The following is an 18,809-nucleotide window of genomic DNA, read 5'->3' as shown; positions in this document are numbered from 1 at the left end:
GGGCAAGATGGGTAAGGCAGAGCAGAAACAGGAATCACTCGCCGCGCTGGGCCTGCGGTCCGTCAATGGCAGGGAGGTCGCGGTGACAGGCCTGTCGGTGGACAGCCGCGTGGTCAAGCCCGGGCATCTGTTCGCGGCGCTGCCCGGCAGCCGCCTGCACGGCGGTGCGTTCATCAAATACGCCCTTCGCATGGGGGCTGCGGCGGTGCTGACCGACCGCGAAGGCGCCGCGATTGCTGCGGCGGAACTGGCCGCGTCGGATGCCGCACTTGTCGTGGCCGAAGATCCGCGCATGGCGCTGTCGTATTGTGCCGCGCTGTGGTTTGGCGCGCAGCCCGCCATGGTCGTCGCCGTGACGGGGACCAACGGCAAGACGTCGGTCGCCAATTTCACACGGCAGATCTGGGCGCAGATGGGGTTGGAGGCCGCGAATATGGGCACCACCGGGGTCGAGGGTGCGTTCAGTGCGCCCATGTCCCACACCACCCCCGAACCCATCACGCTGCACCGCACCCTGGCCGATATGGCCGCGGCGGGCGTAACACATGCCGCAATGGAGGCATCAAGCCACGGGCTGGCGCAGCGGCGACTGGACGGGGTGCGTCTGGCAGCGGCGGCCTTCACCAATTTCAGCCAGGACCACCTGGATTACCACGCAGATTTCGACGCCTATTTCGACGCCAAGGCCGGGCTTTTCGACCGGGTCCTGTCCGAGGACGGCGTGGCGGTCATCAACATGGATGATCCGCGCGGCGCCGATATGGCCGAGATCGCGATTGACCGCGGGCAGGCGGTGCTGACCGTGGGGCAAGATGACCGCTGCGACCTGCGTCTGCTCAGCCAACGCTTTGATGACCGGGGGCAGGACCTGCGCTTTGAATGGGACGGCCGGCCGCATCAGGTCTCGTTGCCGCTGATCGGCGGGTTTCAGGGGCTGAACGTGCTGGTGGCGCTGGGACTGGTGCTGGCCACGGGCGGCGACGACCTGGCCGCGATTCGCGCGTTGCCCTATCTGACGGGCGTGCGTGGGCGCATGGAACTGGCCGCCACGCGCGCCAACAGCGCGCCGGTCTTCGTGGATTACGCTCACACGCCTGACGCGCTGCGCATCGCGCTGACCGCGCTGCGCCCGCATGTCATGGGGCGGCTGATTGTCGTCTTTGGTGCGGGTGGCGACCGGGACCGTGGCAAGCGCCCGCTGATGGGGCAGGCGGCTGCGGAATGCGCCGACCTAGCGTTTGTGACTGATGACAACCCGCGGTCCGAGGACCCCGCCGAGATCCGCGCGGCAATCATGGCCGCCTGTCCCGCCGCCGTCGAGGTGCCCGACCGGGCCGAGGCGATTTTGCGCGCGGTCGACGCGCTGCAACCCGGTGATGCCCTGTTGATCGCGGGCAAGGGGCATGAGACCGGGCAGATCGTTGGTGACACTGTCTACCCGTTTGACGACGTGGAACAGGCCAGCGTCGCCGTTGAGGCATTGGAGAGCGCCCGATGACCCTGCCGGTTTTGTGGACTGCTGCCGATGTTGCCACCGCCACAGGCGGCGACGTGATCGGCGCCTTCGGGACCGATTGGGCGGCCACCGGCATTTCCATCGACACGCGCAGCCTTGCGCCGGGTGATCTGTTCATCGCGCTGACTGATCAGCGCGATGGGCATGACTTCGTCGCACAGGCCCTGTCGAAGGGGGCGGCGGGGGCGATGGTGTCGCGCATTCCCGACGGGGTCGGGCCGGATGCGCCGCTGATCGTTGTGCCCGATGTGCTGGCGGGGCTGACCGCGCTGGGGGCGGCGGGCCGGGCGCGCGCGCAGGCGAAGATTATCGCGGTGACCGGATCGGTTGGGAAGACCTCGACCAAGGAAATGCTGCGCGACATGCTGTCGGGGCAGGGCCGGGCGCATGTGGCTGAAGGCAGTTTCAACAATCACTGGGGCGTGCCCATCACGCTGGCCCGCATGCCTGCCGATTGCGACTTTGCGGTGGTCGAGATCGGGATGAACCACCCCGGCGAGATCGCGCCGCTGGCCCGCCTTGCCCGCCCGCATGTCGCCCTGATTACCACCATTGCCGCCGCTCATCTGGAAGCTTTCGCTGATCTGGACGGTATCGCGGTCGAGAAAGCATCGGTTTTTGACGGGCTGACGCCGGACGGCGTGGCGATCTACCCGCTGGGGCTGGAAACCACCCCGGTGCTGGCCCGGGCGGCGGCGGCGCATTCCCCATTGGCCTTTGGCCGCGAGGGTGCACAGGGCGACACGCAGATTGCGCAACTGATCGCCCTGCATCAGTCCGAGGCAGGCGCGGTGCTGGAGGCGTCGGTGGGCGGCCTGGCGTTGAACGTGCGGCTGCCGGGCGCGGGGGCGCATTTCGCCCTGAACGCGCTGGGTTGTCTGGCGGTGGCGCAGGCGCTGAGCCTCGACCTCGCGATCTGTGCGCAGGACCTGGGCCACTGGACCCCGCCAGCGGGTCGGGGAAAGCGCGAACGCATCCTGATCGACCCGGTAGAGCGCTACAGCTTCACCCTGATCGACGATGCCTATAACGCCAACCCGACATCGACTGGCGCCGCGCTGGACCTTCTTGCGCAACTGAAGCCCGGCACCGACCCTTCGGGGCGGACTGGACGGCGCATCGCTGTACTGGGTGACATGCTGGAACTGGGTGACACCGCGACCGCGCTGCACGCTGGGCTGGCCGACCATACCGCGATGGCCGCGCTGCATACGGTGCATTGTATCGGGCCGATGATGCGTCACCTCTATGACCGCCTGCCCGAGGACCGGCGTGGCCACCATGTCACTGCTGCGGATGAGTTGGGCGAGATCGCGCACAAACTGGTACGGCCCGGCGATATCGTGCTGGTCAAAGGGTCCAAGGGGACCCGCGCAGCACGGGTGGTTGACGCCCTGCGCAATCTGGGCCAAGCGGACGTTTCCGAATAACCAAGGACCCTTGCCCATGCTGTTCTGGCTGACCGAATTTTCCGACAGCGCGACTGTGTTCAACCTGTTTCGCTATATCACCTTCCGGGCGGGGGCGGCATTTTTCACGGCGCTGATCTTCGGGTTCGTGTTCGGTCGCCCATTGATCAACCTGCTGCGCCGCCGCCAGTCGGCTGGCCAGCCGATCCGCGAGGACGGACCGGAATCGCACCTGATCACGAAGAAGGGCACGCCGACCATGGGCGGCCTGCTGATTCTGTCGGCGCTGGTGGTTTCCACGCTGCTCTGGGCGCGGCTGGACAATCCGTATGTCTGGATCGTGTTGCTGGTCACTGTGGGCTTCGGGCTGATCGGCTTTGCCGATGACTTTGCCAAGGTGTCGAAGGGCAACCACAAGGGCGTGTCAGGCCGGATGCGGCTGCTGGCGGGCTTGATTATCAGCGCGCTGGCCGCCGTGGCTGCGATGTATGCCCATCCCGAGGCGCTGACCGGGCAACTGGCCGTCCCGGTGTTCAAGAATGTGCTGATCGACATGGGCTGGCTGTTCGTCCCGTTTGCGATGTTCGTCATCGTGGGGGCGGCCAATTCGGTCAACCTGACCGATGGGCTGGACGGGCTGGCCATCATGCCGGTGATGATCGCGGCCAGCACTTTGGGCGTGATCGCCTATGCGGTGGGGCGCGTCGACTTCACGGATTATCTGGATGTGCATTATGTGCCGGGCACCGGGGAGCTTTTGATTTTCACCGCCGCTCTTGCCGGGGGGGGGTTGGGCTTTTTGTGGTATAATGCCCCGCCCGCCGCCGTCTTCATGGGCGACACCGGATCATTGGCGCTGGGTGGTGCTTTGGGCGCGATTGCGGTGGCCACGAAGCATGAGATCGTGCTGGGCATCGTCGGGGGGCTCTTCGTTGTCGAGACCATGAGCGTCATCATCCAAGTGCTTTATTTCAAACGCACGGGAAAGCGCGTGTTTCTGATGGCGCCGATTCACCATCATTTTGAGAAAAAGGGCTGGGCTGAGCCGCAGATCGTCATTCGCTTCTGGATCATCAGCCTTATTCTGGCGCTGATCGGGCTTGCGACGCTGAAACTGCGCTGAAACCGCCTTTCGGTTGCTGGGCGTGGTATCTGCGGGCATGCACTGACCGGGCCCGAAGGGGCGCAGGCCTGGATGACCAGATGCGGCCCGGTGCACGCGGATTATCGGTCGCGGCGGGCGTGGCACGTTCATTCCCGGGCTTCTATGTCGTCAACAGGGCACTGCACGCCGCTTCCGGTGCGCTTCCCCGCTGAGTTGTTATGCCATGCTCGGGATGCGCGCGCGTCAACGCCATATCCGATGCACTTCAACATGCCGGGTCCGATGCGGGCGGCACCCGGCCACCCAAGGCCGGCATCCTGTGATTGCCCCCGCACCCGACGCGCAACTTTTTTGTCATGAATCGGCATTTCGCCCTTGCAGCCGTTCACCGGACTTTGTACATCGCGTGGCAAGGAAGCGGGCGTAGCTCAGGGGTAGAGCATAACCTTGCCAAGGTTAGGGTCGGGCGTTCGAATCGCCTCGCCCGCTCCAATATAGCCAGATACCTCATGGCTTGAATAAAGACCGCCTTGGCGGTCTTTTTCATTTTCAGGATGCAGGAACGCGGATCATGATCGGCGGTGCGCTCTCCGGCCGGATCGGCATAGGGTAGGCGCTATCTTCGGCAATCTGTGCGCCTGACGCGCGCCCGAGCACGCGCCTGACTGTGTGCATCTGCGGGGCGCATCTTCCGGACAGATTCGTCGCTCCATCTCAGGACAAGTAGACTTGAACGTAAGGCATCAGGCCCCGGACAATCCGACCTGCGGCAAGTCTCATTAAAGCCGTACCGATAGCGCACTTGGAACCGCGTTTTGCGCCCATTGCGGGACCCCTGCGCCTCCGGTTCACCACACGGCAACGTCACACCGCGGAACAAGGCCGCGCAAGGCGGAGATAATGGAACAAAACCGGGCGGCCTGCACAGCCTGCGAACGGGTGCCGCCCGGCGTCATGATGCATACGTACGTGACCCGGCGTGCGGTCAGCCGATCAGCAGGCGGGCGATCATGACCCAGCACCCAATCCCGGACAGCATCGCCGGAACGATCCACCAGCCGTGAGGCAGGCTTGCATCTTCCGCGCGTACACCCGCAGGTGCCATTGTGAATGCAGTCTGTTCCGCGGCGCACAAATTGCTGTTCATCGACATTTCAAGCGGCCTTCCCTGGCTGTTGCCGTTCATAAAAGCGTATCTCGCTGAATTTCCTTCAGTTTGATCGCAAATCCCCTCCATCGGCGTCTGCCTGTTGCGGTGAGTCCTTCCCAGTTTCCCCGCGGCAGTCACTGACGTTAGCATGTTCCCAATTCATTGCAGATATATTAACAGCCAGATTGCGAAAAAGTTGGGGCGGGAAAACGGCATTTCCGGTTTCATGCGGTAACGTGGAAGTTGTGCGGGTTTTTTGACATCAGGTATCGCCCACAGGTTTTTCCTGGCGGTTTTTTTAGCAGCGCCGAGTCGTCGCAGGACCTTGACTTTAAGCCCTTGCCGTTGAATAAGGCGCGATTGCTGGCCCTGTTTTCGGGTTCGGCATTCTATGAAGCCCCCGATCGGCGGGGGACGCTGTTCACTGGTGCCCTTGCGGCGCAACTCCTGACCCAGCGGTCAGGGACCACAGGACGCGGCAACGATGGAAGGAAATGACCGATGTTTGCGGTCCTCAAAACTGGCGGTAAGCAATACCGCGTGCAGGCGGGCGACGTACTGCGCGTGGAGCGCATTGCCGCGCAAGCTGGTGAAAAAGTCCAGTTCAACGATATTCTGATGCTGGGCGGCGACGCGCCTGTCATCGGCGCGCCCATGATTGATGGCGCCGCCGTACAGGCTGAAGTGATCGACCAGATCAAGGCTGACAAGGTGATTCACTTCGTGAAGCGCCGGCGGAAACACAGCAGCCAGCGCACGAAAGGCCACCGCCAGAAGTTGACGCTTGTGCGGGTAACCGATATTCTGGCATCGGGCGCGGATGCGACCGGCGTCAAGGTTGCGGTCGGTACGGGTTCCGTATCGGGCTTTGCGGTTACGGCTGCACCGACCCAGACTGCGCCTGTGGCAAATCTGACGGGCGTAAAGCCTGCCAACCTGCTGACCGAGGCCCGCGATGGCCAACCCGATGATCTGAAGAAGATTTCGGGCGTGGGGCCGAAGCTCGAAGCGCTGCTGCACAAAAATGGGGTTTTCCATTTTGACCAGATCGCCGCATGGACTGAAGAAGAAATCGCCTATATGAATGACCAATTGTCGTTCAAGGGCCGGATTGAGCGTGACGGATGGCTTGAACAAGCCGCCGGTTTCGCCGCTGAAAAGGAGTAACACCTTATGGCACACAAGAAAGCAGGCGGTTCATCCCGCAACGGTCGCGATTCTGCCGGTCGCCGTCTGGGCGTTAAACTCTATGGTGGGCAGACCGCGATTCCGGGCAATATCATCGTGCGTCAGCGCGGGACCAAACATTTCCCGGGTGCTGGCGTCGGCATGGGCCGTGACCACACCATTTTCGCGACCTCGGAAGGGCTTGTTACCTTCACGAAGGGTCTCAAGGGCCGCAGCTTCGTGTCGGTTCTCCCGGTGATGGAGGCCGCTGAATAGCGCCGAACCCCGTGCAGGTTTGTACCAAAGGGTCGGCATCCGTGCCGGCCCTTTTTGCATTCTGAAAGGGATCTGGCCGGGCGGCATTGGCGCGGGGCATTGCAGCCCTGCAAACCCTGATCACAACTCATTGTCGCGCGTGCTGCGCGGGCCGGGTTGCTTTCACCCTTTTGCCATAGTTTTCGCGTAGGCAGAACGTGGCGCGGGGTTGTTCAGGGCGACGGTAGCCGACGACAGTTTGAATAGGACGCGCAGCGGGCCCGCCCGCCGCGCTGTTGGAGGAGGGAAGGATGACTGTGGATACCAAGATTTCCGATCAGGCCACGATCGAGACCGACCGGCTGACGCTAAGGCCGCTGCGCAGATCGGACGCGGGCCTCCTGTCATTTTACACCGCCGACCGGCGCGTGGCCGAGGGGACGCGGTCCATCCCGCACCCACTGCCCCCCGGCGCGACCGAGGCTTTCGTGTCCCAGGCAATTGCCCGTAAACGCGATGAAGACATCTGGGTGATGGATGGGCAGCGCCACGGCTCGGCCGAGGTTATTGGGCTGATCTCGCTCAAACCGCTGGATCGGGGGCAAAGCCAGATCGGCTATTGGGTCGCGCCCGCCTTCTGGAACACCGGCTTCGCCTCTGAGGCTGTGTCCGCGCTGGTCAAGGCCAATCCGCATGATGCGACGACGCTGTTTGCCGAGGTCTTTCAGGACAACGCGATTTCCGCGCGGGTGCTCACGAACTGCGGCTTCCAGTACCTTGGCGATGCCGAGGCGTTTTCGGTGGCCCGCGGCAAGGCTGTGCCGACCTGGACTTACATCCACAAGGTCTGATCGTTCGCGGCGGTGCTTACTGCGCCGCCGCCGAGGGTTGCGTGCCTTGTTTGTACTGGGCCGAAGGGGGGGCATTGTGCTGAGCGGCCCGGGTTCCCCTGCGTCAACCCACATCCAGCATCAGCGGTCTAGGTCAGTCTGTCGCTTGCGCCAATGGGGGGCGGTTGGGCCGGAAGCAGACATGAGCCAGCCATCCCGCAAGGCCGCCCGACAGGGCACCGGCGGCATCGGCGAAGAAATCGACCCATTCCGCTTGCCGTCCGAAATACGGCTGGATGAGCTCGATCACACCGCCGTAACCTGCCACGACTGGCAGCACCCACAAGGCGTTTGCCGGGCGTGCGGCGATCATCGGAAAGGCGAGGGCGGCGAACGCCAGCAGGTGGTGCAGCTTATCACTGCCCGGCACCGCGTCGGGCAGTGACGATACGGGCATCAGCGTGGCCACACCAACGATGACAGCCAGCACCAGGCTAAGCCATATGGCCCGTGTGACCAGTCCCATGGATCTGGCAGTCTTGTTCAAAGCATCTTCCTCTCGCTGGCGCCGTGACGCAAATTTGTTACCCACAGGCGTAGAGGTTGCAGGCCGGGCTGGCAATGCGCCGCCGCGATCTGGTGCGGTAAACTCTGCGTAGGGGTGTGGTTGCGGCGCGCGGTTGGGCAGCCTGCGGCCTTGACCACAGCCGCAGCCGCACGCGAACCTGAGGGTGCAGTCTGCGTCTCGGCTGCGATGTCGGATCACATAGGTCCGGCGCACCCGACCGGCCAGCGTGGCCAGCCGGGACGGCGCGCTTGCGCATTACGCCATTTCGGGCGCGCTGTCGTGATTGCGGATATGCGCGGTGACGCGCAGCAGCGCGCGTTCTTCCAACTGGCGCACCCGTTCCTTCGAGATGCCCATTTCCGCGCCCAGTTCGGTCAGGGTGCGCGGCGCATCGGCCAAGTGACGCTGTTCGACGATGCTGCGTTCGCGGTCGGGCAGGGCGCTGATGGCATCGTGCAACAGGCCCCGACGGCGCGTCGTCTCCATCTGGCCGAGCACCTGGTCTTCGGTTGCGGGCGCGGTATCGGCGATTGTGTCCAGCCAGTCGCGCCCGTCCTCATCCGGGCCTTGCGGCGTGTTCAGTGACAGGTCCTGCCCCGACATGCGGCCCAGCATGATCTCCACCTGTGCCTCAGGCACGTCGAATTCCCGTGCCATCACGGTCGAGATTGGTTCAGACCGTGTGGGGTCCTGTTCCAGCTTCGTCTGCATCCGGCGGATGTGGAAGAACAGTTTTTTCTGCGAGGCATTGGTGCCCGTGCGCACCATCGACCAGTTGCGCATCACATATTCCTGCATCGAGGCACGGATCCACCAGACCGCATAGGTCGAAAAGCGGGCGCCATTGTCAGGGTCGTATTTCTCGGCGGCGCGCATCAGGCCCAGGTTGCCTTGCTGGATCAGGTCCTCGAACGGGACGGCATAGCGGCGGAACTTGGCCGCGACCGACACTGCCAGCCGTGCGTAGGCGCGGATCAGACGGTGCAGCGCAGCCTCATCCCGCTCATCGCGCCATGCCAGCGCGAGGGTGTGTTCGGTGTCGGCATCCAGCATCTCATGGCCCATGGTGTGGCGGATGTATTGGCTGGTGTAGGGATCGCGCGCGGCCATTGCAGGCCTCCTTTTGATTTTGCTTCGACGCTATTTGGTGTCGAAACGCTACTAAGTGGCTGGTGGCTTGTCAAGTGACGGTTTGAGACTTACCTCCCCTCCATGTCAAACGCGTGTAACCCCTCTGACCTCCTTCCCGGCGCCGATTGCGCCGAGTTGATCTTGCACCTCGCCCGCGTCGCGCAAAGCGGGGCCGCTGCCGGGGAGCTGACGCCTGCGCAATGGACCGCGCTGCGGTATTTCGCGCGGGCCAACAGGTTCTCGCGCACGCCATCCGCGTTTTCGCAGTTTCACGCGACCACGCGGGGCACCGCATCGCAGACCGTGAAGTCGCTGGTGGCGCTGGGGCTGTTGTCGCGGCAGGCCAATGCTTCTGATGGGCGCAGCGCGCTTTTCGAGGTGACCGAGGCCGGGCAGGCGCGGCTGCAAGATGATCCGCTGGCCGAACTGGCCGCCGTTCTGGCCGATCTGCCGGCCGATCTGCGCACCAGTTTCGCCACTGCCTTGCAGCGCGCGACGGCTGCGCTGGCGCGTAAGCGGGCAACCCCGATGTTCGGCAATTGCCGCGATTGTGGCCATTGCGAAGAGGGCGCGCGCGACGCTTATTGCCATTGCACCCAGTCGGGGTTGATGGCGGCCGAGATGGGGCAGCTCTGCGTCGATTTCCGGCCGCTACCGCAACGAAGCGAGGGCTGAAAAATCAGGGTTGATGCGCTAGACCGTGTCGCCCGCTGATAGTCGGTTCAGAAAAGAATCTGCGTCTGACAGGACGGCCTTGCGCCGCCCCGCATCCATCTTGTCCCATGTCCGGTACATCTGGCCCATGCGGGGGTTGCCCTCGAACCGCGCGCGGTGGCGCAGCAGGAAATGCCAGTAGAGCAGGTTGAACGGGCAGGCATCCGGCCCGGTCTTTTCCTTCACCTTGTAGGCGCAGCCGCCGCAATAATCGGACATCCGGTCGATATAGGCCCCGGACGACACATAAGGCTTCGACCCCACTACACCGCCGTCGGCAAATTGCGACATGCCGACGGTATTGGGCGCCTCCACCCATTCGAACGCATCGGCATAGACCGCGAGGTACCATTCATGCACCGCGCCGGGGTCGATGCCCGCCAGCAGCGCGAAATTGCCAGTTACCATCAGGCGTTGGATGTGGTGGGCATAGGCCTCTTCCCGGGTCTGCGCGACGGCGTGGGACAGGCAGTTCATCCGGGTTTCCGCGCCCCAGTACAGCGCCGGCAAGGCGCGGTCGTGCCCCAGCGCGTTACGCGACGCATAGTCGGGCCCTTCAAGGAAATAGATGCCCCGCACGAATTCGCGCCAGCCGATGATCTGGCGGATGAACCCTTCGGCGGAATTCAGTGGCGCTTCGCCCCTGGCATAGGCCTTGGCCACCGCTTCGCAAACCTCCAGCGGCAGCAAGAGCCCGATGTTGAGGTAGAGGCCGATCACCGCATGGTTCAGGAAGCGGTCATCCGCCAGCATCGCATCTTGAAAGGCGCCGAATTCTGGCAGGGCATGGGTGATGAAATGGTCCAGCGCGGCCAGCGCGCCCCGGCGATCCGTTGCAAACCAGAACGGGCGCAGGGAGCCGAAGTTGTCGCCGAAACGGTCCGCGACCAGATCGAGAACCGCCGCTGTCACATCGTCGGGATCATGGCGCAGCGGGGCTTTGCCGAACAGCCCGCCCTTGGCGGGTTTACGGTTGTCGTGGTCGAAATTCCATTGCCCGCCTGCGGGCTGGTCGCCGTCCATCAAAAGCCCGGTCTTGCGCCGCATCTCGCGGTAGAAATACTCCATCCGCAGCGTCTTGCGTCCTTCCGCCCACTTGGCGAATTCTGCGTTGGTGGCGATGAAACGGTCGTCGGGCAGTTGCGTGACCTTCAGCGGCAGCGCATCGAGTTCCGCGATCAGCCGCCATTCGCCGGGCTGGGTCGCGATGACGTCCTTCGCTCCCGTTGCATCGGCGCGGCGCAGCAGTTCGGCGGCGATCGAACCTGCGTTGTCGGCGTCATCCAGCCGGGTATAGGCGACGGTCCAACCCGCATCGCGCAGACGGCTTGCGAATTTGCGCATGGCCGACAGCACGAAGGCGATCTTCTTGGGGTGGTGCGGCACATAGGTGGCTTCGGCCCAGACTTCGGCCATCACAACCACGTCGCGGTCCTTGTCGGCGGCGCGCAGGGCGGCGATGGTATCGGTCAGTTGATCGCCGAGGATCAAGATCAGCCGTGTCACCACGGCACCACCTTGCCAGCCCAGTCATAGAACCCGCCCGTGTCTGCGGGTGTCAGGCCGTCCAGCACGCCAAGGATGCGATCCGCAGCCTCTGGTGGTGGCACGGCCGGGTGGCGGCCCAGGTATTTCTCGGTAAAGGGTGTCGCGACCGTGCCGGGGTGCAGCGCGACACAGATTGCATCCTTGTGGCTGCGCGCCAGTTCGATCGCGCCGGAATGGATCAACTGGTTCAGTGCGGCCTTGGCGGTGCGGTACGAATACCAGCCGCCCGCGCGGTTGTCGCCGATGGAGCCGACGCGCGCCGAAAGCGCGCAGAACACTGCGCGCCGGTCGCGCGCCAACAGGGGCAGGGCGTGTTTCAGCACCAGCGCGGGGCCAATGGCGTTAAGGGCGAATTGCGCGCTCAACGCCTCGGCTGACAGCTGGCGCAGCGATTTTTCGGGGCCATTCGCGCCGATTTCCAGCGCGCCTGTGGCGACCAACACCATATCGAACGGGCCGGTCAACGCGCCGAGATGTTCGGCGACCGACGCCTCGCTGGTGATGTCCAGCCCATCGGCCCGGCGCGATAACCGGGTCACCTGCGCCCCGCGCGCGGCCAGCGCGTCGCACAGCGCCGCCCCGATTCCCCCCGACGCCCCGATCACCAATGCCTGCATCATGTCATGTTCCCATTGTTTCAGGACCTCAGGTAGGGGTGGGGCGACGGCAATCAACTGCCCCCCGCTGATCTGCCTGCGTGCTGCCGCGCGGAGGGGCATTTTCGGACTTTTCTTTTCCGTCATGCGCCGTATAGTCGCGGGCATGGTACAGAACGCACACATCGCGGATGTCGGAGGCACCCCCGTTTGGGGTGTGTGCCGTGATGTTCGCGCGGGCCTTCTTCTTAGCCGCCTCTGAGCGTGCCCTTGGGCGCGACCGCTCAGAGGTGACCAGCGCCCGAACCCCAAATTCCCGGCTAAGACCATAAGTGAGATTTCACCATGACCATCGCGACCAATGCAGACCAAGACCGCGTCATCATTTTTGACACCACCCTGCGCGACGGCGAACAAAGCCCTGGCGCCACCATGAGCCATGCTGAAAAGCTGGAAATCGCTGCCCTGCTGGATGACATGGGCGTCGATGTGATCGAGGCCGGGTTTCCCGTCGCCTCCGAGGGCGATTTCGAAGCCGTCGCCGACATTGCCCGCCTGTCGAAAAACTCCGTGATCTGCGGGCTGGCGCGCGCGAATTTCAACGACATTGACCGCGCCTACGAGGCCGTGAAACACGCAGCCCAGCCGCGCATCCATACCTTCATTGGCACCTCGCCGCTGCACCGCGATATAACGGCGCTGGATATGGACGGTATGGTTGCGAAGATCCACGACACCGTTAGCCACGCGCGCAACTTGTGCGACAATATCCAATGGTCGCCGATGGATGCCACAAGGACGGAACATGATTATCTGTGCCGCGTGGTAGAGACCGCGATCAAGGCGGGCGCCACTACGATCAACATTCCCGACACTGTGGGCTATACCGCGCCGCGTGAAAGCGCCGCACTGATCCGCATGCTGCTGGAACGCGTGCCGGGTGCCGACGCCATCACCTTCGCCACCCATTGTCACAATGATCTGGGCATGGCGACAGCGAATGCCCTGGCGGCGGTCGAGGCCGGGGCGCGCCAGATCGAATGCACCATCAACGGTCTGGGCGAGCGCGCGGGCAATACCGCGCTGGAAGAGGTGGTGATGGCCCTGCGCGTGCGCAACGACATCATGCCCTACCGTACCGGAATTGATACAACGCGGATCATGCAGATCTCGCGTCTGGTCGCCACGGTTTCGGGGTTTCCGGTGCAGTTCAACAAGGCGGTGGTGGGCAAGAACGCCTTTGCCCACGAATCCGGCATCCACCAAGACGGGATGTTGAAGAACTCGGAAACCTTCGAGATCATGCGTCCCGCCGATATCGGGCTGTCGGCCACCAATTTGGTGATGGGTAAACACTCGGGTCGCGCTGCGCTGCGCTCCAAACTGGCGGATCTGGGGTATGAGCTGGGGGACAACCAACTGAAGGACGTGTTCGTCCGCTTCAAGGCGCTGGCCGACCGAAAAAAGGAAGTATACGACGACGATCTGATCGCGTTGATGCAAGACAGTGCCACCAATGCCGAACATGATTACCTGCAAGTGCGCAAGCTGCGCGTTATCTGCGGTACCGAAGGCCCGCAAGAGGCCGATCTGACCCTGGCGATCGAGGGCGTGGATCACAGCATTGATGCCACTGGCGACGGTCCGGTGGATGCGACATTCAATGCGGTGAAAATGCTTTTCCCGCACGGCGCGCGGTTGCAGCTGTACCAAGTCCATGCGGTGACCGAGGGCACGGATGCGCAGGCAACTGTCAGTGTGCGGCTGGAACAGGATGGGCGGACCTATACCGGGCAATCTGCGGATACCGATACGGTCGTCGCTTCGGCCAAGGCCTATGTCAACGCGCTGAACAAACTGATTCTGCATAAGCACCGCGGCAATCTCTCGGAACTGATGCAGACAGCGGGCTAGGCACCCGGCGACCGGTGCGTGACCATATCGTGAAGGGCGGGGCGTGCCGGGGGGCGGTTTTTGCAGCGGATATGCGCCGATCGGGCAAGCGCCGCCCCTTTACCCCGGCCCGGACCAGCGCCTATAAGGGGCGGACGCCCTGCAGCACCAAGCGGATGGGGCGGTGCATCTATTCAGCCCATGACAGGACCCTTCGGCATGTTCGCTTTCCCCTCCTTGTTTTCGTCGGACATGGCCATTGACCTTGGGACGGCGAACACGCTGATCTACGTCAAGGGGCGTGGGATCATCCTCAATGAACCCTCGGTCGTCGCCTACCACATCAAGGACGGGCGCAAGCAGGTGCTGGCGGTGGGCGAGGATGCGAAGCTGATGCTGGGCCGCACGCCCGGTAGCATCGAGGCGATCCGCCCGATGCGCGACGGCGTCATCGCCGATTTTGACGTAGCCGAAGAGATGATAAAGCATTTCATCCGCAAGGTCACCAAACGCGCCACCTTCAGCAAACCGAAGGTCATCGTCTGCGTGCCTTACGGCGCGACGCCGGTGGAGAAACGTGCGATCCGCCAGTCGGTGTTGTCGGCAGGTGCGCGGCGCGCAGGCCTGATCTCGGAACCCATCGCGGCAGCCATCGGCGCGGGTATGCCGATCACTGATCCCACCGGCAGCATGGTGGTCGATATCGGCGGCGGCACGACCGAGGTTGCGGTGCTGAGCCTTGGGGACATCGTCTATGCGCGGTCCGTGCGCGTTGGCGGCGACCGCATGGATGAGGCGATCATCAACTACCTGCGCCGTCAGCAGAACCTCCTGATCGGCGAGTCCACTGCCGAACGCATCAAGACCACCATCGGCACCGCGCGGATGCCCGATGACGGGCGCGGCAAGTCGATGCAGGTGCGCGGTCGCGATCTGCTGAACGGCGTGCCGAAGGAAACCGAGATCACCCAAGGACAGGTGGCCGAAGCGCTTTCCGAAACCGTCACCACGATGTGTGAGGCGGTGATGATGGCGCTGGAAACCACGCCGCCTGATCTGGCCGCCGACATTGTGGACCGGGGCGTCATGCTGACCGGCGGCGGCGCGCTTTTGGCCGAGCTGGATCTGGCGCTGCGGGAACAGACGGGCCTGTCGATTTCGGTCGCGGATGAGGCGCTGAACTGCGTTGCCATGGGCACCGGCAAGGCGCTGGAATACGAAAAACAGCTGCGTCATGCAATTGACTATGAAAGCTGACAGCTGTGCAAGCCGTCAGCCTTGATAGCTGACGTGCGATGACGCTGATGAGCACCTGCGCGCCTCCGCGCGCTACCGTGACTGACTGAGAGGGTCGCTTTGGCTCAGGACCGTAACGCCGACGAAGATTTTGTGCGCCCGGTCAGACGTTTGCTGATCGGCTGTATGATTGGCCTTTTCGTCGCGGTTTTTTTGGTCTGGCGCATCGACAGCCCGCGGGTCGAACAGTTCCGCGCAGCCGTGGTGGACCGGGTGGTACCCAGCTTTGATTGGGCCCTGTTGCCGGTGACGAAAGCGGTGGGGATGCTGGAAAACTTTCGGTCTTACACGCGCATTTACGAACAAAACCAGGAATTGCGGCGCGAGTTGCAGCAGATGCGCGCTTGGCGCGAGGCGGCGTTGCAATTGGAACAGCGCAACGCGCAACTCCTCGACCTCAACCAGGTGCGGCTCGAACCGCAACTGACCCATATCACTGGCGTCGTGCTCGCCGATAGCGGCTCACCGTTCCGCAAATCGGTGCTTCTGAACGTGGGGGCGCGCGACGGGGTGCAGGACGGCTGGGCGGTGATGGACGGGCTGGGCCTTGCGGGGCGGATTTCGGGCATCGGGCGGCAATCGGCGCGCGTGGTTTTGCTGACTGACAGCGCCAGCCGGGTGCCGGTGGTGGTGCAGCCCTCGGGCATGCGGGCCATCCTGACCGGCGATACCGGGCCGATGCCGTTGCTGGACTTCCTGGAAAACACCGATGACGTGCGGCCCGGCGACCGCGTGGTGTCGTCTGATGACGGCGACGTGTTCCCGGCAGGCCTTTTGGTGGGTGAGGTCGCAATGGATACCGACCGCCGCTTGCGGGTGCGGCTGGCGGCGGATTACGGCAGGCTGGATTTCCTGCGCGTCCTGCGATCGCGCCAGATCGACCGCGTTCTGGAAACTGGTGGGCTTCTGTTGCCCGAAGATGCCCCGGCCCCCGCAGCGCCGGTTGCCGCGCCCGACATGCCGGCCCCGGAACAACCTGCTTTCGACGGCACCGCGCCCGCCCGGCCTGCACGTGATGGCTAACGGCAAGCCGACCAGCCCGCTGGTGTTTACCGCGCTGTTTCTGTGCATTGTTGTGGTGTCGCTGTTCATGCGGTTGCTGCCGCTGGGCCTGTCCCCGGACACTTGGCCCATGCCCAACCTACTGGTCTGCCTGACTTTCGCCTGGGTGCTGCGCCGCCCTGATTACTTGCCCGCGCTGGTGATTGGCGCGGTGTTCTTTGCCGAGGATCTGCTGCTGTTGCGCCCGCCAGGGCTCTGGGCGCTGCTGGTTTTGCTGGGATCGGAATTCCTGCGCCGTCGCGGTGCGGGTTTGCGTGGCGTGACGATTGTGCTTGAATTGGCGATTGTCAGTGCTGTCTTGTTGGCGATGACTTTGGCGTATCGTGTCATCCTCGCGATTGTGATGGTCCCGCAGGCTCCGCTGGGGTTGAGCATGGGGCAGTTTATCGGCACAGTCGTGGCCTATCCGGTGGTGGTGATGGTCTCGCATTTTGTGTTCAATGTCCGCAAACCCGCCACGGGCGAAGTGGATGCGATCGGAAGACGGGTATGAAACGTTCCGACAAGGACAAATCGGCCAGTGTTGCGATGATCTCGCGCCGTGCGGCAGTGCTGGGCGGGCTTCAGCTTGCCGTGGCGGGCACGCTGGTCTGGCGTATGCGGCAGATGCAGGTGAAACAGGCCGACCAGTTCCGTCTGCTGGCTGACGAGAACCGCATCAACATTCGCCTTATCCCGCCAGCGCGCGGCCTGATCCACGACCGTAATGGCGTGTTGATCGCGGGCAATGAACAGAATTACCGTATCGTCATGGTGCGCGAAGACGCGGGCGATATTGATGCGGCACTGGCCCGTCTGCGCCGTTTGGTCCCGCTCAGCGATGAGGATATCGAGCGCGCGCGCCGCGACCTGCTTCGCAACCGCTCTTTCGTGCCAGTGACGATCATCGACCGCCTGCGCTGGGAAGAGGTGGCGCGCGTGGCCGCCAATGCCCCCGCGCTGCCCGGCATCACGCCAGAGGTTGGCCTGTCGCGCAGCTATCCGCTGCGCGGCGATTTCGCCCATGTGGTGGGCTATGTCGGCCCGGTGTCCGAACGCGATCTGGAGGCATTGGAAAACCCCGACCCGGTCTTGCAGATCCCGCGTTTTCAGATCGGCAAGATCGGGGTCGAACGCGCGCTGGAGGACAGCTTGCGCGGCAGCGCCGGTTCGCGTCGGATCGAGGTGAACTCGGTCGGGCGGGTCATGCGCGAACTGGACCGTGTCGAAGGTGTGGCGGGCGTGAATGCGCAGTTGACACTGGACCACCGGCTGCAAAACTTCGCACAGGCGCGGCTGGGCGGGGAAAGCGCGGCTGCCGTGGTCATGGATGTGCATAATGGCGACCTTCTGGCCATGGCCTCGGCCCCGACCTTTGACCCCAACCTTTTTGTCCGCGGCATCTCGGTGCCCGATTACCAGGGCTTGCTGGACGACCCATACCGCCCGCTGGCCGACAAGACGGTGCAGGGCATGTATCCGCCCGGATCGACCTTCAAGATGGTCACGGCGCTGGCCGCGCTGCAGGCCCGCGAAACCACCCCGGATGAACGTGTCTATTGCCCGGGGCACATGGATGTGTCGGGCACGCGGTTCCACTGCTGGCGGCGCGGCGGGCATGGCCGGGTCAACATGGTCTCGGCGCTTTCGGAATCTTGCGATGTGTATTTCTACGAGATGGCGCAGCGCGTCGGTATCGACAAGATCAACGAAATGTCGGAGCGGTTGGGGCTGGGCATCCGCTATGATCTGCCCATGTCGGCGGTACAATCCGGGTTGAATCCGACGCGCGAATGGAAACAGGCGCGGCGCGGCGCGCCCTGGATGGTGGGTGACACCGTCAATGCTTCGATCGGGCAGGGCTTCGTGCTGTCCACGCCCTTGCAACTGGCGGTGATGACCGCGCGGCTGGCCAGTGGCACCGCCGTGCTGCCCCGGCTGGTGCGGTCGATCAACGGTGTGGAACAGGTGTCCGAGGTCGCGAAAGGACTGGATCTGGACCCCAGTTGGATCGACTTGGTGCGCCGAGGCATGTCGGATGTCTGCAACACGCAGCGGGGCACTGCCTGGTCGTCGCGCATTGTCGAAGCGGATTACCGCATGGCGGGCAAAACCGGCACGAGCCAGGTGTTCTCGATCACCGCCGCCGAACGCGCGGCGGGGTTGCGCAGCCAAGAGGATCTGCCGTGGAACCGCCGCAACCACGCGTTGTTTGTGGGTTTCGCCCCCGACATCGCGCCCCGCATCGCGGTCAGCGTGGTGGTGGAACATGGCGGTGGCGGCTCCTCCGCCGCAGCCCCCATCGGGCGCGATCTGGTGCTGGCAGCGCTCAGTGGCGGGATGCCGCCGCTCAGCGCCTATCCGACACCGCAGCGCAACCGGATCGAAACGCAGCAGCGCGAGTTGCAACAGCGCATGTCCCAAAGCACACCGCCGGGTGCGGACCGTGCGTAGGGTCAGCATGGCGCGGATTTTTGGCGGCACGTGGGCCCATGGGCTGAAGGGTGGGATGTGCTCCGGGCGGGCAGTCGTCACCGCGACATTGTGGATTGCGGCAGGTCAAAGCACGGCGGGCCAGATCGTGGGAAAA

Annotated in this window: 17 protein-coding genes and 1 tRNA gene; 13 read left to right on the top strand and 5 right to left on the bottom strand. The window is 63.8% G+C overall.

Features of this window, described 5'->3' with window-relative positions:
- The first annotated feature begins 7 nt into the window (after nt 1-7).
- The 4 genes from H9529_RS05850 (at nt 8) to H9529_RS05835 (ending at nt 4,522) form a co-directional block, all read left to right on the top strand.
- Complete coding sequence (locus H9529_RS05850) at nt 8-1,498, top strand: UDP-N-acetylmuramoyl-L-alanyl-D-glutamate--2,6-diaminopimelate ligase (protein WP_092891098.1); 1,491 nt, start codon at nt 8-10, stop codon at nt 1,496-1,498.
- A gap of 2 nt (nt 1,499-1,500) precedes the next feature.
- Nucleotides 1,501-2,946 (top strand): UDP-N-acetylmuramoyl-tripeptide--D-alanyl-D-alanine ligase, encoded by a 1,446-nt coding sequence (locus H9529_RS05845; protein ID WP_176847199.1) that lies wholly within the window; start codon nt 1,501-1,503, stop codon nt 2,944-2,946.
- A 16-nt stretch (nt 2,947-2,962) separates the two neighbouring features.
- Nucleotides 2,963-4,048 (top strand): phospho-N-acetylmuramoyl-pentapeptide-transferase, encoded by a 1,086-nt coding sequence (gene mraY / locus H9529_RS05840; RefSeq protein ID WP_092890879.1) that lies wholly within the window; start codon nt 2,963-2,965, stop codon nt 4,046-4,048.
- Nucleotides 4,049-4,447: 399 nt separating this feature from the next.
- Nucleotides 4,448-4,522 (top strand) — tRNA-Gly (locus H9529_RS05835).
- A gap of 493 nt (nt 4,523-5,015) precedes the next feature.
- On the opposite strand, the gene H9529_RS05830 is transcribed toward H9529_RS05835, so the two are convergent.
- On the bottom strand, nt 5,016-5,216 hold the full coding sequence (locus tag H9529_RS05830) for a hypothetical protein (protein WP_092890877.1): 201 nt from the start codon (nt 5,214-5,216) through the stop codon (nt 5,016-5,018).
- 465 nt (nt 5,217-5,681) lie between these two features.
- Here H9529_RS05830 and H9529_RS05825 point away from each other — a divergent pair, with 465 nt between their 5' ends.
- From H9529_RS05825 to H9529_RS05815, 3 genes are all read left to right on the top strand, one after another.
- Nucleotides 5,682-6,347, top strand: a complete 666-nt coding sequence (locus tag H9529_RS05825; RefSeq protein ID WP_092890875.1) for a 50S ribosomal protein L21 — start codon at nt 5,682-5,684, stop codon at nt 6,345-6,347.
- A 6-nt stretch (nt 6,348-6,353) separates the two neighbouring features.
- On the top strand, nt 6,354-6,623 hold the full coding sequence (gene rpmA, locus H9529_RS05820) for a 50S ribosomal protein L27 (RefSeq protein ID WP_092890873.1): 270 nt from the start codon (nt 6,354-6,356) through the stop codon (nt 6,621-6,623).
- A gap of 290 nt (nt 6,624-6,913) precedes the next feature.
- Nucleotides 6,914-7,453 (top strand): GNAT family N-acetyltransferase, encoded by a 540-nt coding sequence (locus H9529_RS05815; RefSeq protein ID WP_092890871.1) that lies wholly within the window; start codon nt 6,914-6,916, stop codon nt 7,451-7,453.
- Nucleotides 7,454-7,586: 133 nt separating this feature from the next.
- On the opposite strand, the gene H9529_RS05810 is transcribed toward H9529_RS05815, so the two are convergent.
- Both H9529_RS05810 and H9529_RS05805 read right to left on the bottom strand, forming a co-directional pair.
- Nucleotides 7,587-7,979: a VanZ family protein gene (locus H9529_RS05810; RefSeq protein WP_143033522.1), complete on the bottom strand. Its 393-nt coding sequence runs from the start codon at nt 7,977-7,979 to the stop codon at nt 7,587-7,589.
- A gap of 276 nt (nt 7,980-8,255) precedes the next feature.
- Nucleotides 8,256-9,110: an RNA polymerase factor sigma-32 gene (locus H9529_RS05805; RefSeq protein WP_092890867.1), complete on the bottom strand. Its 855-nt coding sequence runs from the start codon at nt 9,108-9,110 to the stop codon at nt 8,256-8,258.
- A gap of 102 nt (nt 9,111-9,212) precedes the next feature.
- On the opposite strand from H9529_RS05805, the gene H9529_RS05800 reads away from it, so the two are divergent.
- Entirely contained in the window at nt 9,213-9,806 is a 594-nt protein-coding gene (locus H9529_RS05800; protein WP_092890865.1) for a MarR family winged helix-turn-helix transcriptional regulator, read from the top strand.
- A gap of 18 nt (nt 9,807-9,824) precedes the next feature.
- Here H9529_RS05800 and H9529_RS05795 read toward each other — a convergent pair whose 3' ends face one another.
- Both H9529_RS05795 and H9529_RS05790 read right to left on the bottom strand, forming a co-directional pair.
- Nucleotides 9,825-11,354 (bottom strand): cryptochrome/photolyase family protein, encoded by a 1,530-nt coding sequence (locus H9529_RS05795; protein WP_092890863.1) that lies wholly within the window; start codon nt 11,352-11,354, stop codon nt 9,825-9,827.
- A complete protein-coding gene (locus H9529_RS05790; RefSeq protein ID WP_092891096.1) occupies nt 11,348-12,013 on the bottom strand; it encodes an SDR family NAD(P)-dependent oxidoreductase in 666 nt (221 codons plus the stop codon). The genes H9529_RS05795 and H9529_RS05790 overlap by 7 nt, the downstream gene beginning before the upstream one ends.
- 321 nt (nt 12,014-12,334) lie before the next feature.
- Here H9529_RS05790 and H9529_RS05785 point away from each other — a divergent pair, with 321 nt between their 5' ends.
- The 5 genes from H9529_RS05785 (at nt 12,335) to mrdA (ending at nt 18,673) form a co-directional block, all read left to right on the top strand.
- Complete coding sequence (locus H9529_RS05785; protein WP_092890861.1) at nt 12,335-13,903, top strand: 2-isopropylmalate synthase; 1,569 nt, start codon at nt 12,335-12,337, stop codon at nt 13,901-13,903.
- 198 nt (nt 13,904-14,101) lie between these two features.
- Nucleotides 14,102-15,139 (top strand): rod shape-determining protein, encoded by a 1,038-nt coding sequence (locus H9529_RS05780; protein ID WP_092890859.1) that lies wholly within the window; start codon nt 14,102-14,104, stop codon nt 15,137-15,139.
- 99 nt (nt 15,140-15,238) lie between these two features.
- Nucleotides 15,239-16,201, top strand: coding sequence for a rod shape-determining protein MreC (gene mreC, locus H9529_RS05775; protein WP_092890857.1), 963 nt, complete (start codon nt 15,239-15,241; stop codon nt 16,199-16,201).
- The gene (locus H9529_RS05770; protein ID WP_092890855.1) at nt 16,194-16,733 is read left to right on the top strand and encodes a hypothetical protein; all 540 of its coding nucleotides are present in this window, start codon (nt 16,194-16,196) and stop codon (nt 16,731-16,733) included. Before mreC ends, H9529_RS05770 begins: the two co-directional genes overlap by 8 nt.
- Nucleotides 16,730-18,673: a penicillin-binding protein 2 gene (mrdA, locus tag H9529_RS05765; protein WP_092890853.1), complete on the top strand. Its 1,944-nt coding sequence runs from the start codon at nt 16,730-16,732 to the stop codon at nt 18,671-18,673. Before H9529_RS05770 ends, mrdA begins: the two co-directional genes overlap by 4 nt.
- The last annotated feature ends 136 nt before the right edge of the window (nt 18,674-18,809 follow it).

Source organism: Roseicitreum antarcticum (genome assembly GCF_014681765.1).
In the GTDB taxonomy this organism is placed as follows: Bacteria; Pseudomonadota; Alphaproteobacteria; order Rhodobacterales; family Rhodobacteraceae; genus Roseicitreum; species Roseicitreum antarcticum.
The sequence above is the reverse complement of the archived record's forward strand: the minus strand, read 5'-3'. Positions and strand labels throughout refer to the sequence as shown.